General features: G+C 76.8%; 7 protein-coding genes and 1 riboswitch. Of the genes, 4 read left to right on the forward strand and 3 right to left on the reverse strand.

Going from position 1 to position 5402, the window contains the following annotated elements; all coding sequences use genetic code 11:
- Positions 1-587 (forward strand): pentapeptide repeat-containing protein (locus tag G6556_RS16725; RefSeq protein ID WP_240934656.1); only part of this gene is annotated, 587 nt, incomplete at its 5' end.
- A gap of 61 nt (positions 588-648) precedes the next feature.
- Here the strand turns inward: G6556_RS16725 and G6556_RS16730 are convergent.
- A complete protein-coding gene (locus tag G6556_RS16730; RefSeq protein WP_166943959.1) occupies positions 649-2028 on the reverse strand; it encodes an aminotransferase class V-fold PLP-dependent enzyme in 1380 nt (459 codons plus the stop codon).
- 48 nt (positions 2029-2076) lie between these two features.
- A riboswitch (SAM riboswitch) is annotated at positions 2077-2192 on the reverse strand.
- Between the two features lie 225 nt (positions 2193-2417).
- Between G6556_RS16730 and G6556_RS16735 the strand changes: the two genes are divergently transcribed.
- From G6556_RS16735 to G6556_RS16745, 3 genes are read left to right on the forward strand one after another with little or no spacing between them, the layout of a single operon-like run.
- Positions 2418-2627: a DUF1737 domain-containing protein gene (locus G6556_RS16735; RefSeq protein WP_166943960.1), complete on the forward strand. Its 210-nt coding sequence runs from the start codon at positions 2418-2420 to the stop codon at positions 2625-2627.
- A complete protein-coding gene (locus G6556_RS16740; protein WP_166943962.1) occupies positions 2624-3049 on the forward strand; it encodes a rhodanese-like domain-containing protein in 426 nt (141 codons plus the stop codon). Before G6556_RS16735 ends, G6556_RS16740 begins: the two co-directional genes overlap by 4 nt.
- Positions 3046-4299, forward strand: coding sequence for an O-succinylhomoserine sulfhydrylase (locus G6556_RS16745; protein WP_346774959.1), 1254 nt, complete (start codon positions 3046-3048; stop codon positions 4297-4299). The genes G6556_RS16740 and G6556_RS16745 overlap by 4 nt, the downstream gene beginning before the upstream one ends.
- 8 nt (positions 4300-4307) lie before the next feature.
- On the opposite strand, the gene G6556_RS16750 is transcribed toward G6556_RS16745, so the two are convergent.
- Both G6556_RS16750 and G6556_RS16755 read right to left on the reverse strand, forming a co-directional pair.
- Positions 4308-4760, reverse strand: coding sequence for a hypothetical protein (locus G6556_RS16750; protein WP_166943966.1), 453 nt, complete (start codon positions 4758-4760; stop codon positions 4308-4310).
- Between the two features lie 21 nt (positions 4761-4781).
- Complete coding sequence (locus G6556_RS16755) at positions 4782-5285, reverse strand: LLM class flavin-dependent oxidoreductase (RefSeq protein ID WP_166943968.1); 504 nt, start codon at positions 5283-5285, stop codon at positions 4782-4784.
- Positions 5286-5402: the final 117 nt, after the last annotated feature.

Consider the following 5402-nt stretch of genomic DNA (forward strand, 5'->3'; position numbering starts at 1 on the left):
TCGAGGCCGTCGAGCCCGAGGGCGACTACGACCGCCTGCTCCTCGACGGCCTCGACCTGGCCGGCGCCGACGCGGAGAGCGCCCGGTTCATCGAGTGCCTGCTGCGCGGCTGCGACCTCGACAGCGCGACCCTCGACCACGCGCACCTGGTCGACACCACGCTCGCGGAGTGCCGCGCGGGCACGCTCCGCGCCCGGTCCGGCACCTGGCGCGACGTGACGCTCGCCGGCTGCCGCCTCGGGGCGCTGGAGGCGTTCGGCGGCTCATGGGACCGGGTCACCGTCGAGGGCGGGAAGATCGACTACCTCAACCTGCGGGACGCCCGGCTGCAGGACGTCCGCCTGGTCGGCTGCACGATCGGCGACCTGGACCTCGCCGGGGTGCGCGCGGCACGGGTCCGGCTGGAGGACTGCCGGGTGGGCCGGCTGGACCTGACGCGGGCTCAGCTCAAGGACGTCGACCTGCGCGGGGCGGACCTGGCGGGCCTCGACGGCACCGCGGGGCTCAAGGGCGCCACGATCAGCCAGGCGCAGCTGCTCGACCTGGCGGGTGCGCTCGCGGCGCACCTGGGGGTCGTCGTGCGCTGACGACGACCGGGACCGGCGCCCGACGACCCGCCCCCTGCGCGGGCCGCCGCGGTGCGAGCAGTCAGTCCTCGACGGCGGGCCCGCAGGCCGCCGCGGCGGTCGCCGCGATCGCGTCGATGCCGGTGACCGCCGGGCGCGGCCGGGTGTCGTCGGCGACGGTCCAGCAGCCGTCGACGACCTCGTACTCCGCGGCCGGTCCGTCGGTGACGTACGCGCGCAGCCCCGCGAGCAGCCGGTCGACCGTCTCCGCGGTCGTGCCGACGCCGACGGACGCGCGGATCGCACCACCCGTGACACCGACCCGGGCGAGCAGCGGGTGCGCGCAGAACCGGCCGTCCCGCACGCCGATCCCGTGCTCGGCGGACAGGTACGCCGCGACCAGGCCGGAGTCGTGCTCGCCGACGGTGAAGGCGACGACGCCCACCGGGTCGGTCGAGTCGGACCACAGCCGCAGCACCCGCGCGCCCGGGATCGCGGCGAGGCCGTCGACCAGGCGCTCCCGGAGGACGCGTTCGTGCTCGACGAGGGCGCCGGCGGGCAGGGCGGACAGCGCGTCGCACGCCTCGGCGAGCGCCACGGCTCCGAGCACGTTGGGCGACCCGCCCTCGTGCCGCGCGGGCGCGGGCTGCCAGAGCGTCCGGTCGGTGCGCACGTCGCGCACCGCGCCGCCGCCAGCCAGGTACGGCGTGCCGGCGTCGAGCCAGTCGCGCCGGCCGACGAGCGCCCCCGCGCCGAACGGCGCGTACGTCTTGTGCCCCGAGAACGCCACGTAGTCGACGCCGCTGGCCGCGAGCGAGAACGCCCGGTGCGGCACGAGCTGCGCGCCGTCGACGGCGACCCGGGCGCCGGCCTCCTGCGCCAGCGCGACCACCGAGGCGATCGGCAGGGCCTCCCCGGTGACGTTGGACGCCCCGGTGAGCGTGACCAGCGCGTACGGCTGGCGCGCGAGCTCGTCGCGCAGCGCGGTCAGCGTCTCGGCGACCGTGGGCGCGGACGGCAGGATCGTCGCCGTGCGGCCGGAGCCGCGCACCGAGCGCACCCAGGGCAGCAGGTTCGCGTGGTGCTCGACGTCCAGGACCAGCACCCGGCCGCCGTCCGGCACGCAGCCGGCCAGCAGGTTCAGCGCGTCGGTGGTGTTCCGGGTGATGACCGCGACGTCGTCGGGGCGCGCGCCGACGAACCGGGCGACGGTCGCGCGGGACGCCTCGTACAGCGCCGTCGAGACCTGGGACAGGTACCCGGCGCCGCGGTGCACGGAGGCGTACAGCGGCAGCACCTCGACGACGCGGGCGGCGACGGACTCGAGCGCCGGTGCGGACGCCGCGTAGTCGAGGTTGGCGTACGGGACGGACCGGCCGTCGACGAGCGGGACGCGCGTGTCCCCGCCGACGACCGGCAGCAGCGCGGTCCCGGCACACGAGGTGGTGGCGGTGACGGACATGGGAGTACCCCCGAGCGGATCTTCGGGGGCCCGGTCGCCGACCGGGCGACCCCGCGCTTGCCGGCCACCGGTCGGTGGACGGCCAGGTCGTCACCCGGGGCACCCCGCCGCGGTGGGAGGGTTGCCGGCCAGCGAGCCGGGGCTTCGCGCTGGCGCTCATGACCTCGTCCGAGGATGGGGCGGCGTGCGCGGGGGTGTCAACCGCGGTCCACGGTGCGACACGGGTGAACAGCACCCGGACGGGCGTCGAACCCGGTCCCGGCGATGGCGTAGCATCGCCGGACCATCCAGAGCGGCCGAGAGATCTGGCTCGTCGACGCCGCAGCAACCCGCGGACCCCCATCGGGGCCGGCCGAGGGTGCTTCCGCCAGATCCGATGGAGGAGAGGCATGACCGACACCGACGACCGCCTGCGCTACCGGCTGCTGACCGGGCCCGACGACCGCTCGTTCTGCGAGCGGGTGAGCGCCGCCCTGGCCGAGGGCTACGAGCTGCACGGCGGACCCGCCGCGACCTTCGACGGGGAGCGCGTCATCGTCGCGCAGGCCGTCGTCCTGCCGGCCACCGCGGCCCCGAGCAACCCGGTGCGCCCGCTGTGACCGCGCCGTACGCGGGTGACCTGACCCCGCAGGAGGCCTGGGACCTGCTGCTGACCGACGAGCGCGCCGTCCTGGTGGACGTCCGCACCGAGGGCGAGTGGCAGACGATCGGCGTCCCGGACACCGCCGACGCCGGGGAGGGCCGGACGGCCTTCGTCCAGTGGACCGACGCGTTCGGCCGCCCGAACCCGGCGTTCCTCGACGAGCTCGCCGACGCCGGCGTGACCACCGACGACCCGCGCCCCGTGGTGTTCCTCTGCCGCTCGGGCGTGCGGTCCGTCGCGGCCGCGGTCACCGCGACCGCCGCGGGCCTCGGCCCGGCGTACAACGTGCTCACCGGCTTCGAGGGCGACGTCGGCCCGGACGGCCGCCGCGGGCACCAGGGCTGGCGCGCGGCCGGCCTGCCGTGGCGGGAGGCGTGAGCGGGGCTCCCGGCCCGGCGGACTGGCGCGACGACCGGCTCCCCCGGGAGTCCCTGCGCCCCGACACGCTCGCCGTGCGCGGTGGCGCCGTCCGCACGCCGTTCCAGGAGACCTCCGAGGCGCTGTTCCTGACCCAGGGCTACGTGTACTCGCGCGCCGCCGACGCCGAGGCCGCGTTCGCGGGCGACGCCGACCGGTTCCTGTACTCCCGGTACGGCAACCCGACGGTGTCGACGTTCGAGGAGCGGCTGCGGCTGCTGGAGGGCGCCGAGGCCTGCTACGCCACGGCCTCCGGCATGTCGGCGGTGTTCACCGCCCTGGCGGCGCTGGTCCGGTCGGGCTCGCGGGTCGTCGCGGCGCGCGCGCTGTTCGGGTCGTCCGTCGTGATCTTCGACGAGATCCTCGCGAAGTGGGGCGTGCGCACCGACTACGTCGACGGCCACGTCCCGGCGCAGTGGGAGGAGGCGCTGTCCACCCCGGCGGACGTGGTGTTCTTCGAGACCCCGTCCAACCCGATGCAGGACCTCGTCGACATCGCCGCGGTCAGCCGGCTCGCGCACGCCGCGGGTGCCGTCGTCGTCGTGGACAACGTGTTCGCCACGCCGGTGCTGTCCCGGCCGCTCGACTTCGGCGCGGACGTCGTCGTGTACTCGGCGACCAAGCACATCGACGGCCAGGGCCGGGTGCTCGGCGGGGCCATCCTCGGCACCGACGCATTCGTGCACGGGCCGGTGCAGACCCTGATCCGGAACACCGGGCCCTCGCTGTCGGCGTTCAACGCGTGGGTGCTGCTCAAGGGCCTGGAGACGCTGTCGCTGCGGGTCCGGCACCAGACCGCGTCGGCGCTCGCGCTGGCGACCCGGCTGGAGGGACACCCCGCGATCGCGCAGGTGCGGTACCCGTACCTGCCGTCGCACCCGCAGCACGCCCTGGCGCTCGCGCAGCAGTCCGGGGGCGGCACGGTGGTGACGCTCGACCTGCGGGTGCCGGACGGGTCGACCCCGGCCGAGGCCAAGGCCCTGACGTTCGGCGTGCTGGACGCCCTGCGGGTGATCGACATCTCGAACAACCTCGGCGACGCGAAGTCCCTGGTCACGCACCCGGCGACGACCACGCACCGCAAGCTCGGCCCGGCCGGGCGGGCGGCGGTGGGCATCGCGGAGTCGACGGTGCGGCTGTCCGTCGGCCTGGAGGACGTCGACGACCTGGCCGAGGACCTGGAGCGGGCCCTGGGGACGCTGGGCGGCTGACGGCGCGGTCAGGGGTGGGTGCCCTCCGGCGCGGGTCGTCGCGCCCGGTCGTCGCCCGGTCGCCAGCGCGCCCACGCGGTCGCCGCTGCGGCGGTCAGCGGCAGCCCGACCAGCAGCCCCGACAGTCCGAGCACCGCCGGGCCGGGCCCCACGGCGACGCCGTCCGTGACGAGCGCGGCGCCGACGACGGTCGTCAGCACGGCGGTCACCGCGACGGCGACGGCCAGAGCCCGGCCGCGGCGCGGGTCACCGGGCGGCGGCAGCCGGCGCGCGACGGCCAGCACCCCGGCGCCGAGCAGGGTGCTCAGCAAGACGACGGGCACCGCGCCCACCAGGAGGATCAGCACCGCGTAGCCGAGGAACCCCGCGCGGGCCCCGGGGTCGCCGGTCCCCGTGAGCGCGAGCAGCCACCCGGCGAGCAGCAGCACGCCGAGGACCGACCAGTGCCGGAGCCGCGTCATGCGGTCACCGTACCGACGCCCTCAGGCGACCAGCGCGCGGAGCTCCGCCTCCATCTCGGTGCCGCCGGCCAGCGGGTGCAGCACCACGCCGTCGACCCCCGCACGCCGGGCTACCTCGCCGACCTCGGAGACGAGCCGGTCGGCCGTGGTGACGACCCGGGTGTCGGCGGGCGCCCAGGACAGCCCGGCGAGCGCGTCCAGGTACTCCAGGTGCGACCGCTTGCGCCGCGCGGTCCGCTCGTCCCCGGCGAGCACGACCTCCAGGTCGAGCAGCACCCGGACCTCGGTGCGGTCGCGCCCGGCGTCGGCCAGCGCGTCCTCGACCAGCGCGGCCACCCGGGCGAGCGCGCCGACGGACGGCACGGCGACCGAGAACCCGAGCCGGATGACGTCGGCGGTGCGGGCGGCGACGGCGATCGCCGACTCCGACCCGGGCCGTGCCTCGACGGTCCGCACGCCGTACGACGGGGCACCGACGTGCACGACCGGCGCGCGGTCCGGGCCGCTGCCGGTTCCGGTCCCCACCCGATCGTCGCGCTGCACCCCGGTCGACGGGGTGGCGACGCGAGAATCCGCAGGGGATGCGGGCGGGACGGCCGCCGCACCGGGGTGCGCCGGCGCGGCGGGGCGCGCCGGCGCGGG

Source organism: Cellulomonas sp. IC4_254, from assembly GCF_011603975.1.
In the GTDB taxonomy this organism is placed as follows: Bacteria; Actinomycetota; Actinomycetes; order Actinomycetales; family Cellulomonadaceae; genus Cellulomonas.